The organism is uncultured Cetobacterium sp. (assembly GCF_947072685.1).
Classification (GTDB): domain Bacteria; phylum Fusobacteriota; class Fusobacteriia; order Fusobacteriales; family Fusobacteriaceae; genus Cetobacterium_A.
In genome coordinates, this window is sequence record NZ_CAMTIK010000007.1 from 81,806 (window position 1) to 104,315 (window position 22,510).

Annotated in this window: 21 protein-coding genes; 1 reads left to right on the forward strand and 20 read right to left on the reverse strand. The window is 30.2% G+C overall.

Going from position 1 to position 22,510, the window contains the following annotated elements:
- Window positions 1-12 precede the first annotated feature (12 nt).
- The 13 genes from ftcD to Q0V67_RS03990 form a co-directional block, all read right to left on the reverse strand.
- A complete protein-coding gene (gene ftcD, locus Q0V67_RS03930) occupies window positions 13-909 on the reverse strand; it encodes a glutamate formimidoyltransferase (RefSeq protein ID WP_297597246.1) in 897 nt (298 codons plus the stop codon).
- A 19-nt stretch (window positions 910-928) separates the two neighbouring features.
- The gene (hutH, locus tag Q0V67_RS03935) at window positions 929-2,461 is read right to left on the reverse strand and encodes a histidine ammonia-lyase (protein ID WP_366938434.1); all 1,533 of its coding nucleotides are present in this window, start codon (window positions 2,459-2,461) and stop codon (window positions 929-931) included.
- A 16-nt stretch (window positions 2,462-2,477) separates the two neighbouring features.
- Entirely contained in the window at window positions 2,478-3,776 is a 1,299-nt protein-coding gene (locus tag Q0V67_RS03940) for a Na+/H+ antiporter NhaC family protein (protein WP_297597247.1), read from the reverse strand.
- 154 nt (window positions 3,777-3,930) lie between these two features.
- On the reverse strand, window positions 3,931-5,118 hold the full coding sequence (gene hydF, locus Q0V67_RS03945; protein WP_297597248.1) for a [FeFe] hydrogenase H-cluster maturation GTPase HydF: 1,188 nt from the start codon (window positions 5,116-5,118) through the stop codon (window positions 3,931-3,933).
- A gap of 9 nt (window positions 5,119-5,127) precedes the next feature.
- Complete coding sequence (gene hydG, locus Q0V67_RS03950; protein ID WP_297597249.1) at window positions 5,128-6,519, reverse strand: [FeFe] hydrogenase H-cluster radical SAM maturase HydG; 1,392 nt, start codon at window positions 6,517-6,519, stop codon at window positions 5,128-5,130.
- A complete protein-coding gene (gene hydE / locus Q0V67_RS03955) occupies window positions 6,504-7,559 on the reverse strand; it encodes a [FeFe] hydrogenase H-cluster radical SAM maturase HydE (RefSeq protein ID WP_297597250.1) in 1,056 nt (351 codons plus the stop codon). Before hydE ends, hydG begins: the two co-directional genes overlap by 16 nt.
- A 65-nt stretch (window positions 7,560-7,624) precedes the next feature.
- On the reverse strand, window positions 7,625-8,605 hold the full coding sequence (asnA, locus tag Q0V67_RS03960) for an aspartate--ammonia ligase (RefSeq protein ID WP_297597251.1): 981 nt from the start codon (window positions 8,603-8,605) through the stop codon (window positions 7,625-7,627).
- A gap of 323 nt (window positions 8,606-8,928) precedes the next feature.
- Window positions 8,929-9,645 (reverse strand): HAD family phosphatase, encoded by a 717-nt coding sequence (locus Q0V67_RS03965; protein ID WP_297597252.1) that lies wholly within the window; start codon window positions 9,643-9,645, stop codon window positions 8,929-8,931.
- A 27-nt stretch (window positions 9,646-9,672) separates the two neighbouring features.
- Complete coding sequence (locus tag Q0V67_RS03970; protein WP_297597253.1) at window positions 9,673-10,485, reverse strand: purine-nucleoside phosphorylase; 813 nt, start codon at window positions 10,483-10,485, stop codon at window positions 9,673-9,675.
- A 66-nt stretch (window positions 10,486-10,551) separates the two neighbouring features.
- Window positions 10,552-11,511 carry a nitronate monooxygenase gene (locus Q0V67_RS03975; protein ID WP_297597254.1) on the reverse strand — a complete coding sequence of 320 codons (960 nt, stop codon included), beginning with the start codon at window positions 11,509-11,511 and terminating at the stop codon, window positions 10,552-10,554.
- 15 nt (window positions 11,512-11,526) lie between these two features.
- On the reverse strand, window positions 11,527-12,279 hold the full coding sequence (locus Q0V67_RS03980) for a phosphatase (RefSeq protein ID WP_297597255.1): 753 nt from the start codon (window positions 12,277-12,279) through the stop codon (window positions 11,527-11,529).
- Window positions 12,280-12,291: 12 nt separating this feature from the next.
- The gene (locus Q0V67_RS03985; RefSeq protein ID WP_297597256.1) at window positions 12,292-13,449 is read right to left on the reverse strand and encodes a hypothetical protein; all 1,158 of its coding nucleotides are present in this window, start codon (window positions 13,447-13,449) and stop codon (window positions 12,292-12,294) included.
- Window positions 13,450-13,489: 40 nt separating this feature from the next.
- Window positions 13,490-14,317: a MerR family transcriptional regulator gene (locus Q0V67_RS03990; protein ID WP_297597257.1), complete on the reverse strand. Its 828-nt coding sequence runs from the start codon at window positions 14,315-14,317 to the stop codon at window positions 13,490-13,492.
- A 94-nt stretch (window positions 14,318-14,411) separates the two neighbouring features.
- On the opposite strand from Q0V67_RS03990, the gene Q0V67_RS03995 reads away from it, so the two are divergent.
- Window positions 14,412-15,725 carry an MATE family efflux transporter gene (locus tag Q0V67_RS03995; RefSeq protein ID WP_297597258.1) on the forward strand — a complete coding sequence of 438 codons (1,314 nt, stop codon included), beginning with the start codon at window positions 14,412-14,414 and terminating at the stop codon, window positions 15,723-15,725.
- 68 nt (window positions 15,726-15,793) lie between these two features.
- On the opposite strand, the gene Q0V67_RS04000 is transcribed toward Q0V67_RS03995, so the two are convergent.
- The 7 genes from Q0V67_RS04000 to Q0V67_RS04030 all read right to left on the reverse strand — a co-directional run.
- Window positions 15,794-17,542 carry a hypothetical protein gene (locus Q0V67_RS04000; protein ID WP_297597259.1) on the reverse strand — a complete coding sequence of 583 codons (1,749 nt, stop codon included), beginning with the start codon at window positions 17,540-17,542 and terminating at the stop codon, window positions 15,794-15,796.
- Window positions 17,535-18,197 carry a hypothetical protein gene (locus tag Q0V67_RS04005; RefSeq protein WP_297597260.1) on the reverse strand — a complete coding sequence of 221 codons (663 nt, stop codon included), beginning with the start codon at window positions 18,195-18,197 and terminating at the stop codon, window positions 17,535-17,537. Before Q0V67_RS04005 ends, Q0V67_RS04000 begins: the two co-directional genes overlap by 8 nt.
- A gap of 9 nt (window positions 18,198-18,206) precedes the next feature.
- Window positions 18,207-19,676, reverse strand: coding sequence for a hypothetical protein (locus tag Q0V67_RS04010; protein ID WP_297597261.1), 1,470 nt, complete (start codon window positions 19,674-19,676; stop codon window positions 18,207-18,209).
- Between the two features lie 26 nt (window positions 19,677-19,702).
- On the reverse strand, window positions 19,703-20,404 hold the full coding sequence (locus Q0V67_RS04015) for a hypothetical protein (protein WP_297597262.1): 702 nt from the start codon (window positions 20,402-20,404) through the stop codon (window positions 19,703-19,705).
- Between the two features lies 1 nt (window position 20,405).
- Window positions 20,406-20,900, reverse strand: coding sequence for a DUF2628 domain-containing protein (locus Q0V67_RS04020; RefSeq protein WP_297597264.1), 495 nt, complete (start codon window positions 20,898-20,900; stop codon window positions 20,406-20,408).
- A complete protein-coding gene (locus Q0V67_RS04025) occupies window positions 20,893-21,045 on the reverse strand; it encodes a hypothetical protein (RefSeq protein ID WP_297597266.1) in 153 nt (50 codons plus the stop codon). The genes Q0V67_RS04020 and Q0V67_RS04025 overlap by 8 nt, the downstream gene beginning before the upstream one ends.
- Window positions 21,035-22,510: toxin-antitoxin system YwqK family antitoxin (locus Q0V67_RS04030; RefSeq protein WP_297597268.1), on the reverse strand; the 1,476-nt coding region annotated here is incomplete at its 5' end. The genes Q0V67_RS04030 and Q0V67_RS04025, both read right to left, overlap by 11 nt.

Consider the following 22,510-nt stretch of genomic DNA (forward strand, 5'->3'; position numbering starts at 1 on the left):
ACCCCATACTTTCTACTTCAACAACTCATTTTCTATTACCTTATCTATTTTAAATCCATCTAAACCTAAATAGTATTCCATTGAATCTACTAAAGCCTCCATTGGAACCGCACCTATTATTTCACTTCCTAAAACATTCACACCGTATCTTCTAGCTTCCATTTTTACAGTTTCATAAACTCTATAAATCGGATTTTTCTTATAATCTTTTATATTCATAGTAACTTGAACAAATCCTTTTTCCTTTATTTCCGCCGGACCCGCTTGAATATATCTAAAACCACCACTAGAAAATCTTATAGCCTTAGAAATTTCTTTAGCTATATTTACATTAGTTGTATCTAAATTAATATTGAAAGCTATAAGAGACATTCTTCCTCCAACCGCAGTTACTCCCGCTGTTAAATGAGGAACTCTTTCTCCAAAATCTGGCTTCCATTCATCCAGTTTTAATTTTTCTCCCATCCCTTCAAATTCACCCTTTCTAATAGAGGGTAAAGAAACTCTATTCGGAGCTGTTGCCGACTCCTCATATAAAAAAACTGGGATTTTGAAATTTTCCCATATCTCTTTCGCGACAATTTTCGATAACTCAATACACTCAGCCATCGTGATATCTTTTATAGGAATAAATGGAATCACATCTGTTGCTCCCATTCTTAAATGCTCACCCTTTTGAAAATTCATATCTATTAATTCAGTAGCTATTCCAACAGATTCTACAACTGCTTTTACTATATCATCTGGTTCTCCAATTACAGTTATAACTGTTCTGTTATAATCTGCATCTGGCTCACAACCCATAAACTTAATATTTTTATTGTTTTTAAATGGAGCCGCTATTTTTTCTATTTTTTCTAAATCTTTTCCTTCACTGTAATTAGGCACACACTGTACTAACTTTCTCATCTCTTCCTCCAAGTTTGAATTAGATTTTTAAAATACCTACATTCTCCTCTACTTTTTCAACAATTTTATTTGTCTTTATAAGTTCTTCCACTTTTTCAATATCTATATACATAACTCTGTCTGCATCGTAGTACTCTACCAATTCTCTCACCAGAGTATGAGCTTCATTTGTTCCCTTCCCTAATTTTCGAACATCTCTTAAATCAATACCTTGACATGCTGTCAGTATTTCCATAGCTATAACCTTCCTTGCATTACCTAAAATTTCATAAGCTTTTCTAGCAGCTATAGTCCCCATAGAAACATGATCTTCTTGATTTGCAGATGATGGTATTGAATCTACAGATGCTGGATGAGCTAAAACTTTATTTTCTGAAACTAAGGAAGCCGCACTATACTGAACAATCATAAATCCTGAATTTACTCCTCCATTTTTTACTAAAAATGCTGGCAATCCATTATTTAAAGCTGGATTCACTAATCTCTCAAGTCTTCTTTCAGAAATATTAGCCATTTCAGCTAAAGCTATCCCTAAAAAATCAAACGGAAGCGCCATAGGTTGCCCATGAAAATTCCCCCCAGATAAAACTTCATTCTCATCTGGAAAAATTATAGGATTATCAGTCACTGCATTTATTTCTATTTCAACTTTTTCTTTTACATAGTTCAACGTATCTTTACTTGCTCCGTGTACTTGTGGTGAACATCTTAGGCTATATGGATCCTGAACTCTAAGTTCTCCTTGTTTTGTTATAGAGCTACTATCTTTTAATATTTTTTTTATATTTTTTGCGGTTTTAATCTGTCCCAAATGTCCTCTAACTTCTTGAAGTTTAGGATCAAACGCACAAATAATTCCATTTAATGCTTCCATTGACAGTCCGACAGCTATATCTAGATGTTTCATCAAATTAATAGCATCATAGACTGCATGAGCTCCAACTGATGTCATCACTTGAGTTCCATTTATAAGTGCTAATCCCTCTTTAGAAGACAATTCATCCAACGGCTTTAACTTCGCTTTTTTCAAAGCTATTTTCCCTTCTAATAACTCTCCATTATAGTAAGCTTTTCCCATTCCTAACATAACTAAAACCATATGAGAAAGTGGGGCTAAGTCTCCTGAAGCACCCAGAGAACCCTTTTCTGGTATATAAGGAATTACATCTTTATTTATCATATCAACCAATAGATCTATCACTATTTGCCTTACACCCGAATAGCCCTGTATCAAATTATTTACTCTAAGGACCATTATTCCTTTAGCTTGATCTAAAGGCAATGGATTTCCAACTCCACATGAATGGCTAATGATTAAATTTCTTTGTAATGTGGCTGTTTCTTCTTTTGAAATAACTTTATCCGAAAACTTTCCAAAACCTGTTGTTATTCCATAAGATACCTTTCCCTCATTTACATATCTTTCAACTAATTCTCTCGCCTTAGCTACCTTCATTTTGGCATCTTCTGATACCTTCACCTTATAGCCTCTTCTTGTTACATCAATCAAATCCTCTAAACTTAATCTTTTGTTCCCCATAAGTAGTTCCAAATCAATCTGCCTCCTTTTAGAATAGTACTCCGCCTATAACTCCTGCAATTATAAGTGGTATATTATAGTGCATAAATGTTGGAATACAAGTATCCCTTATATGATCATGCTGTCCATCAGCATTTAATCCTGCAGTTGGTCCTAATGTTGAATCTGAAGCTGGTGACCCTGCATCTCCCAATGCACCTGCACAAGCTATTAAAACAATTGTTCCTAAAGGTGAAATTCCCAACTCTATACATAATGGTACATAGATTGCCGCTAGTATTGGAATTGTACCAAAAGAAGTTCCGATTCCCATGGTTACAAACAATCCAACTAAAAGCATTACAAAAGATCCCATCATTTTACTTCCACCCACTACTCCAACGACACCTTGAACTAATCCAGAGATAGCCCCTGTTTCTCTTATTACACTTCCATATCCTGCTGCTACTAGCATTATAAAAGCTATAAGCCCCATTATTCCAATTCCACCACTCACTAAATTATCTATATCTGTCCATTTAATAACTTTTGTTGCAACCATAAAAGCTATTGCTACAATTGCACCTAAAGGTAATGAACCTGTATACAACTGAATTCCAAATGCAATTATTGCAGACATCAATGTGTACCAATGTTTTAGTTCCATCTTTTCTGGAATCTCCTCCACAATGCCACCAACTGTTAAATCTTTATACTCTCTGGGTTTACTATAACTTATAAAAACAGCTATCAATAAACCTATAAACATTGCAACCCCTAAAATCCAAGTCGCCTTCCAAACTTGATCTAACTGAACATTCATTCCATTACTTATGATTTGATCTCGGATTATTCCATGAAATATCAATCCAAACCCAACCGGAAGAACTATATATGGCATTTTTAATCCAAAAGTCAAGGAACAAGCCATTGCTCTTCTATCCATTTTTAATTCATCCATCAATTTTAATAATGGTGGAATCAAAATTGGTATAAAAGCTATATGAACTGGTATCAAATTCTGAGAAAAACATGCTATTGTAGCTATAATCATAGCCAATATCCATTTTTTTCCACTGACTACCTTTGAAATTTTCTTTGATAAAAGTGCGGCTACTCCAGTGCTATTAATAGCAACTGCTAAAGTACCCAACAAAATATAACTAAGTGCAGTTTCAGAGTTTCCTCCCATTCCACCAATAAGTGTTCTCATTGTTTCACTTACTCCAATTCCTGAAGTTACACCTGCTACTAATGCCGCCACTAATATTGCAAGAATAACATTTAATTTTAATAAACTTAGCACAATCATAGTAGTAACGGATAGTATTACTGGATTAAAAATCATTTTGGACCTCCTATTTAATTTTTCAACTTCTCAAGTGATACTTATATTACCCAATGAATGGCTTAAAGTCAATAGCACTTATTATATATTTATTTAATATGTACTATAAAATAATAAACCCCTCCATTAAAATATCTTTAATGAAGGGGTTTACTTATCTAAAAACTTTTACAGCCTTATCTAATATTCCATTTACTTCAGCAATAACCAAGCCATAATTTGTTATTGGTACTTTTAAACTTTTGACTTCATCAATTCTGCTTTGCATCAACTTTCTATTTATCATACATCCACCACAATGGATAACCATTGCATATTTAGATAGGTCTTCTGGAAAATCTTTTCCCGCCACAAATTCAAATTCCAGCTCTTTTCCACTGTAATTTCTTATAAGTTTTGGAATTTTTACTCTTCCTATATCTTCATGTGATGTATTATGAGTACAGGTTTCAGAAATCAATATTTTATCTCCATGATTTAGTTTTGAAAGTTTCTTTACTCCACTAACTAAATCCCTTAAATCTCCTTTTTGCCTTGCAAAAATAATGGAAAAACTTGTCAGTTTCGCTTTATTCCCCACTATTTTTTCTACATTTTTAAACGCTTGTGAATCAGTTATCACTAAATCTACATCCGAGATATCTTCTAGCGCACTTTTTAATTCTGTATCTCTGACCACATAACTTTTTATTCCTGAGTCCAAACACTCTCTTAAAAGTTGAACCTGTGGTAATATTAATCTCCCTTTTGGTGCTTCTGAATCAATTGGGATAACCATTATCACTTTCCCATTATAAGGGATAATATCACTTATTAGTTTAGGTTCTTCCTGTTCCTTTTGAATCTCTTTTAAAATATTCTCTTTTAAATTTAATATACTCTCTCTATTCTGAGTTGATATAAATATTCCATGAGGAAATATTTTTTTTATAATATACTTACTAGCATCTGTTAAATCCTCACATTTATTCAAAACTAATACAAATGGTATGTTATACTTTTTAAAAGTGAGTTCTTGATCTTTATAAAAAGCCATATCAATGGCATTTACATCCATTACAAGTAAGGCAAAATCTGTTCTTTTTAATTCCTGAATCGCTCTTTTCATTCTCAGCTCACCAAGTTCACTTTCATCATCTAAACCTGCTGTATCTATAAAAAGTACCGGTCCATATGGTAAAAACTCCATTGCTTTTGTTACAGTATCAGTTGTTGTCCCCGCAACATTGGAAACTATTGATATCTCCTGCTCAACAATAGCATTTAAAAGAGAGGACTTTCCTGAATTTGTTTTTCCGAAAATTCCAATATGTAATCTATTTGAATTAGGTGTACTCTTCATTAACTCCTCCTATAGGTAAAGGTCTCTCTCTCCTTTTTTTATTCTTTCTAACTTCTCTAAAGTTAAATCTTTTATATCTTTTCTTTCTATATTTAAAATCTCTCTATCTATAACCTGTTCAACTTTTTCTAACAAATCTTTATCCCCATAATCCATAGCATACTCCATTAAAGTTAGAAGTGCGTTGGGAGAACATACATTTTGAATATTTCCACTTTTAACTAGTTGCATAAAGCGATCTCCTGTTCTTCCCATTCTATAACATGCTGTACAATAACTTGGAATAAACTCTTCATCTAAAAGTTCTTTCAATATTTCTAATGGTGTTCTGTGATCTGCCAGTTCAAATTGAGTTTGTGTTTTCCCCTCTTCTCTATCTGTGTAGCCACCAACATCAGCGGATGATCCTGCACTTACTTGTGATATTCCATACTTTATAAGCTCTTTTCTCAGTTCAGCTGTTTCTCTTGTCGAAAGTATCATCCCTGTAAAAGGAACTGCCAATCTCAAAATCGCTACAATGTTTCTAAATGTATCGTCATCTATTTGATGTGGATACTCTTCTAAGCTCATTCCTTCAGCTTTTTTTATTCTGGGAACTGAAATAGTATGAAATCCAACCCCCATCGTTTTTTCTAAATATTCATTATGCAACATTAAAGCTATTATTTCAAATTTATAATTAGACAATCCAAATAGAACTCCTGCACCTACGTCATCAATTCCAGCTTTCATACATCTATTGAAAGCATTTAAGTGGTATTCATAATTCCCTTTTAAACTTTTGGGATGTACTTTTTCATATGTAGGTTTATGATATGTCTCTTGAAACAATATATATGTCCCTATTTCTGCTTCTTTTAATTTTTTATAATCTTCAACCGTCGTTGCCGCTATATTGACATTTATTCTTCTTATGGCTCCATTTTCAAACTTAGTACTATAAACAGCATCTATCGCTTCAAGTGTATACTCTATTGGTACATTTACTGGATCCTCTCCCAGCTCTAAAGCTAATCTTTTATGCCCCATTTTTTCTAAAAGTTTAACCTCTTTTTGAATTTGATCTCTTGTTAGTTTTTTTCTTGAAAAATTATTATCTCTTTTATATCCACAATATGTACAGTTATTAACACAGTAATCACTCACATAAAGAGGTGCAAATACAACAATTCTATTTCCATAAATAGCTTTTTTTAGTTCCCCAGCTATATTATATAATTCTTTCTTTTGGTTTTTGTCGCTTATCTCTAAAAGTGATGCCACCTCTTTATGAGTTAGTCCTTCTCTATTCTTTGCTTTCTTCAATATTCTTTCAATCTCTTCTGAAGATGTATTTTTAGCTTCTAAAATTAAACGCTCTATATATTCTTGATCGATAAAATTTATTTCCTTTTCCATTTAATATTGTCACCCCTTGTCAATATCGGTTCAAATCCCGAATCTAGTATGCTTTTTTCAATCCTAACTTTTTCTTCTGCTGACTCATTATCTAAAAATTTTTTCCCATCATACAAAGAATACTTTTTTCTACAATCCATTGGAGATAGATTTGGCATAATTACATTTGCTCCTGCTTTAAATCCTTTTTCTCTTCCTTTAGAATCTATTGTTCCTAAAGCGGTTGTAGCTGGTAAAAGAACATGTGGTAAAAGTAACCTTATTATTGCCAAAAGAGTTATTGTATCATATGAATTCCCACCAACTTCATCTTTCAAAGGCGTAGCTATATGTGGAATAAATGGACCTATTCCCACCATATGAGGCTCTAATTGCTTCAATAAAATTAAATCCTTGGCATAGTCTTTTAATTTTAATCCAGGCAAGCCTATTAAAAAGCCACTTCCTACTTGGTAGCCAATCTCTTTTAGATCATACAATGACTCCAATCTCTTTTCATAACTCATATTTGGATGAAGTCTTTTATATAACTCTCTATCCGCTGTTTCATGTCTCAATAGATATCTATCGGCCCCAGCATCATATAGTTTTTTAAAAGACTCCTTTCCTCTCTCTCCTAAAGAAAGTGTTATTGCTATATCTTTATACTCTTTTTTCAATTTTCTTATAATTTCAATTAAAATCTCATCAGTGAAATAACTATCTTCTCCACCTTGAAGTACAAATGTTCGATACCCTAAATGATAGCCATTATTACAACATTCCAAAATTTGATCTGGAGACAATCTGTATCTACTTACTTGTTTATTTGAAACCCTTATTCCACAATAATGACAATCACACTTACAGATATTGGAAATCTCTATCAATCCTCTTAAAAAAACATGGTTGCTATAATTTAAAGTTCTAATATTATATGCTTTTTTAATCAAATAATCTCTTGTCTCTTCATTTAATTTTTCTAGTAACTCTTCTAATTGCTCTTTTTCTAAAAAATTTTCTTCTGCTAATTTATTTATTATCTCTTTTATTCCTCTCACCTCCGGTAGTTAATTCATACTATAATTATATACCTTTCAAAGCAAGAAAAACAAGTTTATTTTATTTATAAAAGTGGAATGTTTTTTTCTTTACACTCTTCCAATATTTCTTTTGACCAAAGTGATGCTTGAACCTCACCTATATGTAACTTATCTAAAAAGAATAAGCATAATCTTGACTGTCCTATTCCTCCTCCCACTGTGTACGGTAACTCTCCAGCTAATAATTTCTTATGAAACTCCAACTCTTTTCTATTCTCTGCATCTGCAATTTTCAATTGCTTTTCTAAAGATTCTTCCGATACACGGATTCCCATTGATGATAGCTCCAACCCTATATCTAAAGGCTTATAGTAAACTATTATATCCCCATTTAAATCCCAGTCATCATAGTCTGGTGCTCTTCCATCATGCTTTTCTCCAGAAGTTAAAACCTTTCCAATTTCACTTATAAAAATAGCCCCACATTTTTTTGCATATGTATGTTCTCTTTCTTTAGACGTTAATTCTGGATATAGCTCTTCCAACTCTTGCGAAGTAATAAAAGTTATTTTCTCAGGGAGTTTCTCCGATAACTCTGGATAAATATCTCTTATATATAACTCTGTATCTTTCAAAGAACTATATATTTTTTCTACAATCATCTTTAAATTTTCTGTTGTTCTCTCCTCTTTTTTTAAAACCTTCTCCCAGTCCCATTGATCGACATAATACGAATGTATTGGACTTAAATCCTCATCTCTTCTAATAGCGTTCATATCTGTATAGAGTCCTTTCCCATGCTCGAACCCGTACTTATGAAGAGCCATTCTTTTCCATTTTGCAAGTGAATGCACAATAACTGCATCTTGCTTACATTTAGTGTCAAATGACACAGCTCTTTCTTTTCCGTTTAAATCATCATTTAATCCACTTTGTGGCGTCACAAATAACGGTGCCGAAACTCTTGTTAAATCCAATCTTTTTGCTAAATTCCTTTCAAAAAAATCTTTCACTTTTTTTATCGCTCTCTCTGTTTCCATAATATCCAATTTTGCTTTATACATATAATTCTACCTCCTAAGATTTTATAAAAATAAAAAACTCTCAACAATCCATTATTTCTGGAATAGTTGAGAGTTCTAATTAATAAAATACACCATACCTGTACAAGGTATATCTATTTAAAATTCAATATAAACTTTTCTCTATTTTAGATTAATGGAAATTACATTTTTTAAATTTCAAGAAATTATAATTATTGTTATTATTATTATTACAATTATTATTATTATTGAAATTTATGAACATAACTTCCTCCTTTTTTAAAAAATTATTTTTATATTTTAATAGATATTAAAACTTTTTTGTATAAAAGTCAAGTTTTTTTTTATAAAATCTCTACATCGGAAGATACTTTATATATAACATCTTTTCTTTCAACATATATTTCAGTCTTATCTTTCAATTTACAATCAGTTTTTATTTTCTCTAAAAGTTCTCTTGAAGGATTAATTGCTCTTGGATTTCCCACAAGACTTAACATACTATAATCTCCATTTGTGTCACCATAAGCATAACTTTCTGATAGGTCTATATCATATTTTGCACAAAAATTATTTATTGCTATCATTTTATTTTTAGAATCCCACATTGGAGATATCTCTCCTGAAAGTTTTCCATCTTCAAAATGATAAACTGAACCACAAAAATCATCTGCTCCCCATTTTTCTGCCATTCTTGACACTAAAAAATCTGGACTTCCTGATATAAAAATTACTTTATGACCTTGTTCTTTATGCCATTTTATCATATCTCTTGTAAATTTATAAACTCTGTTCCCCTTTAATTCAAGCACTTGATCTGAAATAAAATCATTATATTGTAGTGATAATCCTTTTATAGCATCTACATAAGTTGTTGTAATTTCTTCCAAATACTTATCGTAATCACCAACTCTTTCATCCCACTTTTTAAAAGCATCTTTTACTTTTAGTTCATATTCCCTTATATCTAAAAGTTCATATTTTATAAGTTTTTTAAAATGCTCTGTCAATAGTGAATTTCTGTAAATTGTCCCATCAATATCAAAAAATGCTGCCTTCATAATATTCCTCCTGTGAAAATTAATATTTTATAACTCTTTTACAGTCTCTGCAATCCAATTGCAGAATTTTGCTCCTGTTTGGTTAGCTATTTCCATTACCTCTTCGTGAGAATGAGGTTTTGTGGCAATCCCTGTCGCCATATTAGTTATACAAGAAATACCTAGTATTTTTATACCCAAGTAGTTTGCTACAATTGATTCTGGTACAGTTGACATTCCTACGGCATCGGCACCCATAGTCATCATCATCTTCACTTCTGCTGCTGTTTCATACGCTGGCCCTGAAGATCCTAAATAAACTCCTTCTCTATATTCTATATTTAATTTTTTAGCTGTTTTTTTAGCTGTATCTATCAATTCTTTACTATAAGTTTCTGACATATCTGGAAATCTCGGTCCAAATCTTTCATCATTACTTCCTATCAATGGACTTGTCCCAAAAAAGTTTATATGATCATTTATAATCATTAATGTTCCTGGTTTAAAAGTTTTATTTGCTCCACCTGCAGCATTACTAACTATCATTGTCTCTATTCCAAACTGTTTGAATACATATTGTGGATAAGTTACCTGTTTCATATCATATCCTTCATAGTAATGAAATCTTCCTTTCATCACAAGAACCTCAATTCCATTAATAGTTCCAAATACAAGCTCTCCAGCATGACCTGCTACTGTAGATACTGGGAAATTTGGAATCTCTTCATAAGGAATAACTACTTTATTTTCAATATAGTCTACAAGTCCACCCAAACCTGATCCTAATATTATTGCAATTTTTGGTCTATTTTCAACTCTATTTTCTAAATACTGTGTAGTTTCTAATACTCTTTTAAACATACTTATCCTCTCCCTAATTTGTTATTTTAGATAAAAAGGGTAGATTTCTCCACCCCATTTTTTATTTTATTCAAAAATTATAGTTGAAATTTTTTCATCTAATTTTACTTTTTCAACTTTTAATTCTGACATTAGCTTATCCACAATCTCTTGACAACTTAAAGCCTCTTTTACCATTCCAGCAACTTGTCCAGACATAACACTTCCTTGCTCTATATCCCCTTCTACAACAGCAAGTCTTAACTTTCCTCTTCCTAACTCTTCAATCTCTTCTTTAGAGGCTCCCTTTGTCTCTAATTCTAAAATTGCTTTTGAAAATTTATTATTTAAAACTCTCACTGGATGCCCTGTATAATTTCCAGTTGTCACTGTTGATCTATCTCTAGCTTTCAGTACTAATTTTTTATAGTTTTCATGAACATTACACTCATCAGCAACAATAAAAATTGTTCCAACTTGAATTGCCTCTCCTCCTAAAGATAAAGCTGCTAAGAATTGTTCTCCCGAAGCTATACCACCAGCTACTATTACAGGAATAGAAACTTCTCTTGCCACTTGTGTAGCTAAAGCCATTGTTGTTATTTCACCAATATGACCTCCTGCTTCTAATCCTTCAGCAACAATTGCATCCGCACCTATTTTCTCCATTCTTTTTGCAAGAGCAACCGATGCAACAACTGGTATAACTTTTATTCCAGCTGATTTTAGCTTTTCCATATAAACTCCTGGATTTCCGGCTCCAGTTGTAACAACCCTTACACCCTCTTCAATACATACATCTATTTGTTCAGCTACACTTTCCATCATAAGCATTAAATTAACACCAAATGGATTTTCTGTTATAGCTTTTGCTTTTTTTATCTCTTGTCTTAATATTTCTGGCGGCATTCCTCCACCAGCAATTATTCCTAGTCCACCAGCTTTAGAAACGTGTCCTGCTAAATTTCCGTCCGATATCCAAGCCATAGCTCCTTGGATTATTGGATATTTAATTCCTAATAGTTCGCAAACTCTATTTTTTTTCATTAATTCCTCCTAAACTTAAGTGTTAATCTCTTTCGGTCTTAACCCTTTTCTTAATTTTAAAAATTTTTCAAGGTTTTCCACTGAGTTATTTAATATTAACTCTTCGGGATATCCTACTTCCTCTATAAGTTTAATTGCATTTGTAAACTCACCTATATGGTCAGAATAGTGTGAATCCGATCCTAATACTATATAACACCCTTCTTTTTTAGCTAACTCTAACATCTTTTTACAATTTTTTCTTGAGCCCGCTCTTGTTATTGTACCTAAAGAGGTGTTATTTATTTCCAAAGCTACACTGTTTTCTTTTGCAGCCTTAACTACTTTTTCATAGTCCACAGGAAAAATTGGATTACCTAGATGAACTATTATATCAGCTTTTTGACTTTTTATCAAATTCAATATGGCGTTAGTATTTTTAGTGATGTTATCTATATCTTCATACTCATTCACTGTATGAAATCCTGCCAAAATAATATCCATTCTTCCGTAAATATTTTGATTTATATCCAACTTTCCATTTTCATCTAATATGTTTGCTTCTACTCCTTTTAAAACTCTAACCCCTTCAATATACTCAGGAAGTATCGCAATATTTACAAGATGCCACCAATGAGGTGTATCTGGCAAAGCTGGCCCATGATTTGTTATAGCAATCACATCCATTCCTTTTTTAGATGCAGCCCTTACATTCTCTTCCAAAGTACTAAAAGCGTGGGGATTCACATTTGTGTGTATATGTAAATCAATTTTATAATCTCTTTTCATAGTATTGTCCTCCTATATAAAAATTGTATATAGAATATTAGCTGTGATTCCAGCTACAATTCCACCTATTGTATGACTAAATATAGCTTTTCCTGTCAATTTTCTGTATCCCAAACTATCCATCATAGCAACATGAGTACTTAAGTAACCGCTCCATGTCATTCCCATTGCTGTAAAAACAGCAATCTCTCTTGAGGTTATTGCCCCATCTGCTATAAACTGAGGGACTAATCCTAATGCTGCACCTACTGCACCTAGTGATGTTATTGGAAAAGCTAACGCTTTTGCACTTGTAAATCCAAACAGTGGTTTCAGTATAAATTGTAACTTTTCTCCTATATAAGGTAATAGTGCTATTCCCTCATAAGCCCCACCTGTATAACCATTTACTGTAGGTCCATTTGTCAACAATAGAACTGTTGTACAAATTATTAGTACTCCTGGTATAATTTCCATTCCCATCTGTACACCATTTTTTCCACCTTCTAAAAGAGCTTCTAACAATCTTTCCAATACATTTCCATCTCTTATCTCTCTATAGTTCAAGAAATCTGATGTTGAACTTTCTTCCAAATCATTTCCATTTTCATGGAATATTTTTTTAGTGGAGTTTATCATAAGATTCACACTTACTATACTTCCTGCAAATGCTCCCAAATTTCCTATTATAACTGGAAGTACTAAGTTCTCGCCCATGCTTCCACTCTGAGCAATCATAAATGTTGATACTATAAAACCCATACCAAAAGATGTTCCTAAATTTGTTAATGCAGGGAGCTGATATTTTTTAAAATACTTAGTAAATCCCTTATCTGCAGATAAACTTAAAATTGCTGGATTATCAGATATGTATGTCGTAAGTATTCCTAAAACTGCTGCTCCAGGCAATCTATACAGAGGTCTCATAAGTGGGGATAACATTTTATTCAAAATAGCTATCACACCAAACTCGGATAGTATCCCTGCGAATGCCCCCGCTATAACAGAAACTCCCATTATAAAAAATACGGTATTTAATAACAAATCATGTGCCGTTTTTATAATTGTATTTATCATGTTTATTCCACCCATTTTACTTGACAACAGGTATATTAAGCTTGATAAAACTAATATACAAATTACTCCTTCTAACCCCATCGCTTTTTTCTTTCTTGCTTTTTTAGTATCCATAACCTCTCCTTATTTTTATGCTATAAATAGAATAACCTAATTACTCAATTTTTTCAATTTTTTTTACAGGTATAAAAATCTCTATAATCCCTCCAAAACCATTTTCCATCGGTATGACCACTTCATTTCCTATCTCAATCGAATCCCCCATTATCTCGTACCCCTTTTCGAGTATATACTTTATTAAATTTTGATATGTCAAGTCTATCATATCAAACGTTGTCTTATGCTTCAGCGAGATATACTCACCCTCTTGAATATACTCTTGTCCCTCCATATTTAATTCATTAGGCAAAAGAATTCCTATTTTTTCTAACGGTAAATCTTTTATCTTTTGAAATTTAGTTATCCCTACTGTTGTAATAAAAACTATATCTTTTATATTATTTTTGTTACATATTCGCTTTAGCTTATCGTAAGTTTCTGCTATTTCTCCCTCATCGAAAGGATTTTTCAGTTTTATGAAAAACACTTTCTCTTTTGCTCTTCTTACATGTTTTATTTTCTCTTCCAAATTGCTTGACATCTCTTTTAAACATAATATTTTTTCCTTTATTATTTTTTTACTTCGCATTAGTTCACTTATTTTTTCATCTATATCATCCACTTTTTCTTCTAAAAATTCTATATTTTCAACTACTTTTTTAACTCTACTATATTTTTTTATCTCTTCTAAAGAAAATCCTGCTTCTTTTAAAGCTATTATAAAAAATAAATCCCAAATTTGTGAATTTGAATAATATCTGTATCCATTCTCATCATCTATATAATCAGGAACTAGAATCTCTTTTTTGTGGTAAAAAATAAGGGTCTGCTTAGATATATTAAAGATTTTAGCTAATTCTGAAGTTTTATACCTATTTTTCATTTTCCCTCCTTGACTATATACTAAAGTATATAGTTTATAATATCATATAACACTTAAATAAATAAATAAATTTTTTTTATAAAAGGAGACAACAATGGCACAAAATATCACATTAGAAAATGGATGTGTTAAAAAATTATTTTTTAAATTTGCTATACCCAGTATTTTAGGCATGCTTATTGTATCTTTGCAAATGATTGTCGATGGAATCTTTCTAAGCAAAGGTATCGGATCTATTGGATTGGCTGCAGTTAATCTTTCAATGCCTCTGATAAACTTATTTTTAAGTATCGCTCTTATGATTTGCGTTGGTGGGGGGGTTCTTGTTGGAATAGCTTCCGGTAATAAGAATATCACTAAAGCTGAAGGATTAACAACTTTAACTCTGGTATTATTTTTTTCTGTTTTACTTAGTTTATCTATATTGGTTTTGATTAACTTCAAATCAGTTACAAGCCTATTAGGAGTTACTGAGGAAATCTATCCTTATGTCAAAAACTATCTTTCTATATTGGTTGCAGGTTCTGTATTTTTTAACATGCCTATATTTACAGAAACATTTATTAGAATAGCAGGAAAACCCAATCAAGTTTTTATCAGTGCATTAGTTTGCTTTATTGGAAATGTTTTTTTAGATTTTATATTCATAATTCAACTTGGAATGGGAATGGAAGGAGCTGCAATTGCTACTTGTTTTGCTAATATGCTAGGAGCTCTGACTCTTATTCCACATATAAAATTTGGGAAATTAGCTGGTTCTCTCAACGATGTCAAAGACATTTTTTACAATGGTAGTTCTGAAATGTTGACTACCGTATCATCTGCTATCACAACTTTTATCTTTAATATTATTGTTATGAAAAATATTGGGATTTTGGGAATTTCAGCTTTAAGTATTGTTTTTTATGTAAATTCAATAGTTAATATCTCTTTATACGGTCTTTCTCAAGCACTTCAACCAATTGTTTCCTACAATCTTGGAGCTAAAAGAATAGATAAAATAAAAGATGTCCTTAAAATATCTTTAAAATCTGGGGCTGCTATTGGAATTGTCGCTTTTATTGCTATGCAAATTTTTGGTGAAAGCTTAATAAATATATTTTCTAATGGAGATAAAAAACTTGCTTCCTTAACTAATGATGTAATATTTTTCTTTACTTTTACTTACCTACTATCTTTTATCAATATTATTTCTAGTAGTTTTCATACCTCTATTGAAAAGCCTCTTGAGTCAGCTTTTATCTCTTGTGGTAGATCTATAATATTTGTTATGATCCCTCTTTTTAGTCTTCCAATTATACTTGGAGATATAGGTATTTGGCTTGCTACTCCGATTGCTGAATTATTATGTTTAGGTGTAAGTATTCCACTAATGATCAAATCTTTAAAAAAACTCACCTTAATTTAACTATACCTATAAAGCAACAAAAAAGGTCCTCATACTTGAGAACCTTTTTTTGTTCTTAGAAAGCTAAATTAAGAACTAAAAATAAAGAAAGGTGGTGCTTTCCAAAGGATAATTTTCTCACCATCTTTGTACTCACCATTCTCTTTTAATATCTTATCACTATCATACAGGTTATAAGACCCTTGTAAAATACCTTTAATATAGGTGAATGATGAAACTAAATCTCCACTAGAAGAATCATAGTTTTTCCGAACTCCACTTTCCAATCCATTTTCAAAATATCCAGTTTTTACAACAGTTTCTATATTACATGGTGATCCTGTTATAGAGGCTGTCCCAGGGAAAAATCCTAAATTAAACTCTTCAAAATACCCATCTTTAACTATATCTTCATAAGATTTTATTTTTTCACTTTTTCTCTTCCCATAAAAAATCTCTTTTATTCCAAAATATTTAAGTGGATCTTCATACCAACGAATCCCCTCTTGAGAAGTTTTTCCAGGAGAATAACTTTGAAATACTATAAAAATATCTTTGTCATTGGAATCCTTTAGAGAGTATAGATTAAGTTCCTCATTTTCCAAATTTGCATCTAAAAGATTTAAATCTTTAAACTGTGTTAAAGACTCTCTAGCTTTATAATATTCATATCCAGTTTTTGGATTGACTAATTTATCATAGATTGTATACTTCCTTTTATAGTGAGTATAATTTACAACTTTTTCTAAAATAGAGTTTTTATAAGTTTTAATTTGCGAGATATCTCCATTTGGTTCATAATACTTTATTTTTTCTATTTCATTTTTTAAATTATAAAAAGTTGAAGAAAATGTGTGAAGTTCTTCCGTCCTTCTGTAGAGAATATCTTTTCTAGTTAACACTCCTTTAGCAAAATATTTTTTAACAGGAAGATAACGCTTTAATTGCTCTGAATACTCATAAGAGTTCCAAATTTCAACTTTATTATTTTTTTCATAATAACCATTCTCAAATTTATTAAAGTATTCTCCGTTTTTTACGATACCTTCTTTTGAAATATCCCCCTGAAAAACCTCTTCTAAAGTTATTAGTCCCTGTCTTTGAACTTGAAAAAGAAAATAGTAATTTCCATCACTAAATATAGTGCTACTACCAATATTTTTTATGAAATTCAATTTATCAAGTGAATAGATTTTAAAATATTTCTGGAGATTAAACTTTTCATAGTCTTGAGGAATAAGCTCATATTGATAAAGATAGCCTTTACTATAGTAGTCATCTTTTCCAACTCTTTCTAAAACATCCCAAATATTATAATTATTAAAATTTACAACTTTATAGTAAGGTTCCAGTTGTTCCAGCTCTTTTTTAGCTAAGCTAGCATTGAAGTTTTTAACATTCTCAATTTTTTTATTTAACTTTTGAGAAGTAGCAATATTAAGTGTTTTAAAAAAATCTATTACTTCATCTTCTTCATACCCTATCTCATCTAGATATAAATTTCCTAACGAATACCCCTCCAAAGAATTTTTATTATTTTCATTATAAATTATAAATATCTCTTTAATATTATCTTTATTAATATCATATAAAAATACACTTTTAATCTCTTTTTTAACATTTAAAGTATCTAAAACGGCACTTAAATTTTTTTCAGGCATCTCAAAAATAATATCGTATCTATTTTTATTTTTTTGAAACTTTAAAACTCCATTCATTTTTGTTGTTTCATCTTTATATAATTCCAATTCCAAATTTTTGTGAATTGAGTCTCCATATAGGTTTAATTGAAAGAAAAAAATAAAAGAAATTAAAAATTTATAACATAATTTATTCACCATACACCCCTATTTTAAAGTAATCTTCTAAAACATTCACATAATTTTCTGGGACAAGAATATAACTATATTTATATAAAATTCCATTCTCGCCAATCTTCTCTTCGGCACTAGTTGTTATTGACCACTTCCCATTAATAACTCCTATCTCTCCCTTATATTTGGTTGGAATATATGTGTCTTCATACGCAACATATAAAGTCCTCATAACTAAACCTGGTTTTAGTCTAAAAATTAGATCTTCTGATTCATATCTATTTATTTCTAAATTTTTACTCTCTTCCAATATTTTTAAAATCGTATCACACAGATCTTTATCAGTAAAAATCTCGTATGCCCAAGACACTTTAGTTATCTTCCCCTCCGTAGGTATATTAAAATCCTCCTTTACATAGAGTGCATTATCTAAAAAAGATCTGTAAACTATAAAAGTTTCTGTTGGATCTCCTGCACTAAATAGAGAAAACCCATCTCCCTTAGCTATTCTTTCTCCCTCTTTGTGTCCGCCCTGAGAGATAATATAGCTACTACCTTTCCAGTGGATAGTATCTCCAAAAAACTCAGGGGGGTTTTTTTCATAATTGAGGCAACTTTTAAAAAAAATAAAGATAATAATTCCAAATAAAATAAATCTAAATCCACGTTTTTTTTTCATCCACCTCTCCTAAATATCTTCAGTGTCATCCAATCTATTTTTTATAAACCAATACTTATATAGATATGTAAAAAATAGATATAAATATAACAGAGCAATTAAAATATAAAGTTTGAATATCACTCTTAAATTTTCAAACTCCTTTTCACCAAAATCTTTTTTAGAGGCATCTAACGTTATTATTTTAGTCATTTTATTTTTCTTCGTTATAATCCCTGTTGTGCTAAACTCCGTTCCGTTTATAAATTTTAAAATTTGTTTTGAATTTCTTTTTAATAGATCGTAACTTACACCTCCATTTGAAAGAATATAGTAACGTCTTATATTTTCAGGTATCAAATCTATTTTAAACATAAAATCATTTTTTCTAATCTCTCTATGCTCTTTTAAAAACTCAATCTCTTTTTCATAAAAATTATAGATGTCAGCTATTTGAATAACGCTTTCATTTCTCAAAGGATATAGTGGAAGCCCTTTAAGAAGAGTCATTACCTCATTATCTTCACTTGGATTTTCCTTTCTTAAAAGATGGATTATTCCTGTAGATTCATCTGACATAGCCTGAATATTTTTTAAAATTAATTTATCCCCTATTTCAAAATCTAAAAAACTATACTCTTTGCTTCCCTCAATAACTATCTCTTTTTGAGTATATCTATGCAATCCATCACTATATATTCTAAAAGTTTTAAATGAAAAAATTAAGCAAACTATTAAAGTTAATAGAATAGATATTTCAATACATCTAAGACGACTAACTCTAGTAGTTAATCTTCCATTTGTTATAACATCATCTATTGAAAAAGTTGGAAAATATTCCACTTTACATAATTTATTGTCAATTTTATACAGTTTTGAAAAAAATATACCTCTTAGATTAAAAATAATAGTACACCCCACAACAACCGAAGTAAACACAGTTGTTAGTTTTGAAAAAGGATTAAAAAAAGCAGCAAATAAAAATATAAAAGATAAAACAAGGTTACTAACAATTGGATCTGTTTTATCTCTTTCAGTTGGAAAGCTCTTAACCTCTTTAGCATAATCTAAAATATTAAATCCATTTATCTCAATAACATAAAAACTACCTAAAGCAACAACTCCTTTTAAAGTTGCAACTTCATTTTCTTTTAAAAAGATTTCGCCCTTATTTATAAAATAAGTATTAAAAATATTTATTTTCCAATCGTTAATATAATCAAAGGGATATGTATACTTAATCCCATATTTCCCACGAAAGCTTCTATCTTTTTTTTTAATCTTTCCCTCTAAAATAGTTACAATTCCTTTATTTTTTAATAAGAATATATTTTTATAAATCCCACTCAATATAAGTAAATCTTTTTTAGATAAAATATCCTTAGTCTCTTTAATACTTTCTAATTTTTCCTCAGTCACTCGTTCAGAATAAAAGCTATCATAAACATAACATAGATAGCACCAAATAATAAAAAATGTAATTATTAAAATTTCTCCCATTTCCACTCGTTTCTATAAATTATTATTTAATTATCAGATTTATAAAATTTTTTATATAATTCTTTTTCTTCCTCTTCACTTAAAACACATTCATAGATAATATCCCCATTTTCTGAATACTTAATCTCTTTAAAACCTGTTCTTTTATCACCAGAATCATAATAAACTAAAGATATTAATTGATTATCTTTCCATACCTCATCTGTTTGAATCTCCTTAGATGAATAATATGTTTTTTTCACTCCATCTAATTCTCCATTTTTCCAATTGGAAAACTCTTTGATACTTCCATCTTCAAAATATTCATAGTACTCACCTATATATTTCCCATTTTTTAAAGTATATTCCAATCTTTTTTTATCAGTATAAAGTGGTTTTATTTCTCCTCTTCCAATCCACTGAACTCTAAACTCATCCTCATAGTATTTAGTAATTTTCCCATTGCTAGCTTTGTAATCTTTGTATGCATCTATAGGAAAAAGAATAGTATCATATATAAATGACGATGTTCTATCCAGCATATATATAGGGATTACTAAAGGTCCCACAGTTAGTTTAAGAAGAATGTAGAACGTTCCCTCTGAGCTATTGCTACTTCCCTTGAAATTAAGAGAGGGATATACCCCTATATAACCCTCTCTTCTTTTAATTTTAGATGTGAAAGATGTTAAAAATATAAAAATAGCTATACAAATTCCTATTATTAATTTTTTATTTGAGGCTTTCATACTAGTCAATTAATAAAAGCATTAAAATAACTCCAACTGCTCCGGTAATAGCCATTGGCATTAAAACACCTAAAAGAAATCCATATAATATCCCTATTTTTGAAACTCCTATTTTTTTATCACCGTTATTTATTCTTCTTTTCAAAGATAAAAAATAGATATAGTTACCAAAAAATCCCATCAATCCCATTAAAGCATAGTTCAAACTTCTAATAACAGAGTTAGAAATAACTGTTACAGAAACAAATTCATATATCATTGCTAAAAATCCTAATAGAGCAACGCAACAACCAACGATAAAAGTTTCAAAATACATTTGTCTATAACCCATCCATAAAGGACCTAAAAATAAAGCACAAAAATTCGTTTTATTTTTTGATCCTTTAAAAATATTTAGATAATATTCCCCTTTTTTATCAATACACTTTAATATATCTTCCTCATTATTTTCTAAAAACTCTTTATCCTTCTGGTTTGATTTTATATAATTACTCATCTGTACCCTCCATTTTCTGAAACTGCCCGTATTTATTATAGTATTTTATTTCTATAGGATCATATCTTTTTATAATTTCACGCCATCCAAATAGTAAATCTCTAGAATTGTTGTATATAAATTTTTCAACAACTCTATTTTTCATATTCTATTAATTCTCCCCCTTCTGAATAAAAATTATGATCTCCTATCCAAGAGATATCGTTATTATAATTATCTTCGTAAATATAATGTCCCTCTTCTCTCATATTTCCATTGGAATAATAACTTATAAATCTATATACACTTTCATCTGATAAATAAATTGTAGTACTCTCTAAAATCTCATTAAGATAGTTTTGTGTATCTATAAACTTTCCGTCCTCTGAATAGTTTGTCACTATTTTTAAAGATTTATTTTGATTAAATGTTAGTAGCTCACCTATCCAATAAAATACATTTTCATCTCTAAAGAAAACTCCCTTTTGTATCAGAATTTCATTTTCATCATAACGCTCTATTGAGTATTTGTTTTCTCCAACTATTTTCTGTTTTTTTCTTAAATTTCCATTTTCATAATAAGAGGTTTCTAATATCTCAGATCCCTGAGTTATATTATATGAGTAATCTTGGTCGTTATGCTCACAAAGAGCATTCTCCCATTGAATATAGCTTTTTAAAGCTCCCGATTCATAATATGATTTTGAATAATTTAAGTACGAGTTACAATCAATTAAATCATATTTACTAATTGATTGTAACTCTCCTGTTTCATAAAACCACTGAGATATTCCAACTCTTAATCCATTTTTATAAGCTAATTTAGCATACAATTTACCATTTTCATAATAAAGTAACGAATCATCTATTGGAGCATTATTAGAATAATATGTCTCATCTTGTAGCTGACCAGATTTATAATATTTAAAAAACTTCCCACAACGTTTTCCATCTTCTAAATCTATGATACATTCTATTTGGCCGTTCTCATAATAGCTTTTAAACTCGCAATTTTCTTTTCCTAAAATATAAAAACTATCAGTTTTTATAACTCCATTTTTGTAATAGTCTTTATACTCTCCATCTATTAAGTTGTCCACATAAGAACAAATCTTTTTTAGCTGACCATTTTCATAAAAAGTCCATCCCATTCCAATATATTCATTACTATTATTAAAAGTTCCTATGCTCATCAAATTTCCATTTAAATAGTATTCCACAATTTTTGAAAACTTTTTAAATTTATATACTTTACTTTTTAATTCACCTGTTTCGTAAAATTCTATTGTTTGATTTAAATTTGTTAAAAATTTTAAACTTCCATCCTCATAATAATATTTAGAAGTTCCTACCAACTCTCCATCTTTATACTCTTGCTCTTCTAGTAAAATATCTTTTTCATTATAAAGAAAACGTGGTCCATTTTTTATAAATTCAAAATTCTCTGTACAATACTCTTTTAAAGCTGGATTAATAACAAGAGTATTGTATCCATTTGGAGTTACAATCCTCTGAGACATTAAGTTATTTGTAGCATTTTCAAAAACTTCTATCTTTATTATATTTTTATCAGTTATATCAAAAGTTATATCTTCATAAGAGGATTCATTAAAAATACTTCTAATAACTCC

Bases quoted from the DNA above. Each gene is read 5' to 3' on its own strand.
- ftcD (WP_297597246.1), bottom strand. From the start codon at position 909: ATGAGAAAGTTAGTACAGTGTGTGCCTAATTACAGTGAAGGAAAAGAT.
- Q0V67_RS03965 (WP_297597252.1), bottom strand. From the start codon at position 9,645: ATGAAGGCAGCATTTTTTGATATTGATGGGACAATTTACAGAAATTCA.
- hydF (WP_297597248.1), bottom strand. From the start codon at position 5,118: ATGAAGAGTACACCTAATTCAAATAGATTACATATTGGAATTTTCGGA.
- Q0V67_RS03940 (WP_297597247.1), bottom strand. From the start codon at position 3,776: ATGATTTTTAATCCAGTAATACTATCCGTTACTACTATGATTGTGCTA.
- Q0V67_RS04010 (WP_297597261.1), bottom strand. From the start codon at position 19,676: ATGGGAGAAATTTTAATAATTACATTTTTTATTATTTGGTGCTATCTA.
- Q0V67_RS03990 (WP_297597257.1), bottom strand. From the start codon at position 14,317: ATGAAAAATAGGTATAAAACTTCAGAATTAGCTAAAATCTTTAATATA.
- Q0V67_RS03975 (WP_297597254.1), bottom strand. From the start codon at position 11,511: ATGAAAAAAAATAGAGTTTGCGAACTATTAGGAATTAAATATCCAATA.
- asnA (WP_297597251.1), bottom strand. From the start codon at position 8,605: ATGTATAAAGCAAAATTGGATATTATGGAAACAGAGAGAGCGATAAAA.
- hydG (WP_297597249.1), bottom strand. From the start codon at position 6,519: ATGGAAAAGGAAATAAATTTTATCGATCAAGAATATATAGAGCGTTTA.
- Q0V67_RS04020 (WP_297597264.1), bottom strand. From the start codon at position 20,900: ATGAGTAATTATATAAAATCAAACCAGAAGGATAAAGAGTTTTTAGAA.
- Q0V67_RS04015 (WP_297597262.1), bottom strand. From the start codon at position 20,404: ATGAAAGCCTCAAATAAAAAATTAATAATAGGAATTTGTATAGCTATT.
- Q0V67_RS04005 (WP_297597260.1), bottom strand. From the start codon at position 18,197: ATGAAAAAAAAACGTGGATTTAGATTTATTTTATTTGGAATTATTATC.
- Q0V67_RS03985 (WP_297597256.1), bottom strand. From the start codon at position 13,449: ATGGATACTAAAAAAGCAAGAAAGAAAAAAGCGATGGGGTTAGAAGGA.
- Q0V67_RS04025 (WP_297597266.1), bottom strand. From the start codon at position 21,045: ATGAAAAATAGAGTTGTTGAAAAATTTATATACAACAATTCTAGAGAT.
- Q0V67_RS03970 (WP_297597253.1), bottom strand. From the start codon at position 10,485: ATGTTTAAAAGAGTATTAGAAACTACACAGTATTTAGAAAATAGAGTT.
- Q0V67_RS03995 (WP_297597258.1), top strand. From the start codon at position 14,412: ATGGCACAAAATATCACATTAGAAAATGGATGTGTTAAAAAATTATTT.
- Q0V67_RS03980 (WP_297597255.1), bottom strand. From the start codon at position 12,279: ATGAAAAGAGATTATAAAATTGATTTACATATACACACAAATGTGAAT.